Source organism: Pseudomonas syringae pv. cilantro (assembly GCF_001293775.1).
Classification (GTDB): Bacteria; Pseudomonadota; Gammaproteobacteria; order Pseudomonadales; family Pseudomonadaceae; genus Aquipseudomonas; species Aquipseudomonas syringae_P.
On the sequence record NZ_LGLN01000090.1, the window covers coordinates 1 to 1,995 of the forward strand.

Sequence of the window (1,995 nt, forward strand, 5' to 3'; positions counted from 1 at the left end):
GACGTCGACGACAAGGTGATCCTCTTCTGCGAGTATCAGGAATCGGTGGTTACGTTGCGTGAGCACTGCCTCAAGATGGGCATCGGGTGTGTAACGTTGGTGGGGAGTGACTCGCCCAAGAAGCGACAGAAGGCGATTGATGCTTTTCAGCAGGATCCAGACTGCAGGGTGTTTATCGGGACCCGGTCGGCCGCCGGCACAGGTTACAACCTCACAGCGGCCAACTATGTCTTTTTCTTGGGTCTGCCATGGACACCTGGGCTGCAGGATCAAGCAGAGGATCGAGCGTATCGCAATGGGCAACTGCGCATGGTGATAGTCAAAATCCTCCTGGCTGAAGACACCATCGACCAGCAGCTGTGGCAGATGCTCAAGGACAAGCGCGCTCTGGCAAGCGATCTGATCGATCCGGAAGCGGAGGAGTCGAGCAAGAAGGCTCTTGCCGCCAGTTTGCTTATGCCCAATGATGTTAACGGTGGGTTCTAGCTCAGATTAGGAGATCGTGCCACCAATGTCCAAAGGCAGGCGGACTATAAACTGGGTCCCCAAACTGGCGTCGGACGACACATTTATGCGCCCTTCATGTGCAGTTACAATCTCGGAGGCTATAAACAGGCCTAATCCTAGACTAGCGTATGGCCCATTCACGATCGAGGCCTCAGGGGAATAACGACTCATTGGGTTGAAAAGTGTAGGGAGAATGTTAGCCGGAATAGCAACCCCGCTGTTATGAACGGTGAAATGCACCTCTCTTCCATAGATCGCCAGCGTGACTGTCACAGGTGCTTGGCTGTCGCCATGCTGGACAGCATTGCCGATCAGGTTTGAAAAAACCTGTTCTAAACGAGAGCTATCGAAATGGCCCATGGCGGGTTTGACTGAGTCGAATACGATTTTAGCATCTGGATGAACGCTTCTGCATTCATTCACGATGCGGCGGCAGACCGGAGCGATGTCGACCGGAGACCTTTTTACGGGAATACCTGGGCCAAGTTGCGAGCGTGTGAAGTCAAGAAGATCCCCAACGATTTGGGTTGCCCTTCTCACGCTGGAGTAGATTCGTGACGCAATTTTTGTCGGTCTTGCGCCCAAGCTGTCAGTCCTCAACAGCACTTCAGATCCTAGAAGTATGGCGTTTAGCGGTGTACGAAGATCATGACCGAGAATCCCAAGAAAGACATCCCGTGAGGCTTTGACGGATGCCGAATAGCTCGCTATTGACTTAATTAAGGCTTGATCTATTGCCTCATTAAAACGAATGAGATCGTCAAACTCCGATGGGCGATCGGGCATCAATTCTCTCATCCATAGTCTTGTGACGCTTGCTCTAAGTGCGCGGAATTCAGATACCACTTGATCTAGTGTGAATCCATGCATCAGCCTGTCTACTGCATGAGACTCAGCCGCTGCATCATCCCCGTGCCCGCCAAGCCCTTGGGATTTATCGATTTGCTCTTGAGATGTTTGATCTGTGAGTAGATCAGCAGCAATTTTCCGGAGCATGTTTTCGGCGTGATCACGGAGCGCTACAGCCTCTAATGCTTCACCTGGCGTTTCGAGCGTGCGTGCGAAACTCTCCCACTCGAGAACGATCGGCTCTATGTTGTCCAGGATGAAGCTTGAAATAGTCATGTAGCATGTTTCCTCGGTCAGGAAGCGCCAATACGAAGCTTCAAACATTTCAGTTAAGCAGCTTTTTCGTGACAGCGTGCGCGATTGGACTTTTCGCAACGAGATGCCAATCAATCCTTAGCATTGGATGAATAGACGTTACAAAACCGCATTTCTATAACCTGAGTCGATCCGTTAAGGGTTTGGCAGTGCTTTGCAATCTAAGCGCTGGCACCTTGGCCACCATCAAGAAATGGGGTCAAGGCACACATGATCAAGCAGCTTTCCACACTGTCCATACTCGCGCTGTTCGCCGGATGCACGTCTGTAGCGGACAAACCGGCTGGACCAGCTTTCGACAGCAGCCAGAATCCTGAGCTGCTC

2 protein-coding genes and 1 pseudogene are annotated in these 1,995 nt (G+C 51.7%); 2 read left to right on the top strand and 1 reads right to left on the bottom strand.

Going from position 1 to position 1,995, the window contains the following annotated elements:
• Window positions 1-486: helicase-related protein (locus ABJ99_RS24850; RefSeq protein ID WP_195842919.1), on the top strand; the 486-nt coding region annotated here is incomplete at its 5' end.
• 6 nt (window positions 487-492) lie between these two features.
• Here the strand turns inward: ABJ99_RS24850 and ABJ99_RS24855 are convergent.
• Window positions 493-1,632: a sensor histidine kinase gene (locus ABJ99_RS24855; RefSeq protein WP_054088056.1), complete on the bottom strand. Its 1,140-nt coding sequence runs from the start codon at window positions 1,630-1,632 to the stop codon at window positions 493-495.
• A 249-nt stretch (window positions 1,633-1,881) separates the two neighbouring features.
• Here ABJ99_RS24855 and ABJ99_RS30085 point away from each other — a divergent pair.
• Window positions 1,882-1,995 (top strand): annotated as a pseudogene (locus ABJ99_RS30085) (PilL N-terminal domain-containing protein); the annotation flags it as partial.

Coding starts and splice junctions, on each gene's coding strand:
- ABJ99_RS24855 (WP_054088056.1), bottom strand. CDS start 1,632: ATGACTATTTCAAGCTTCATCCTGGACAACATAGAGCCGATCGTTCTC.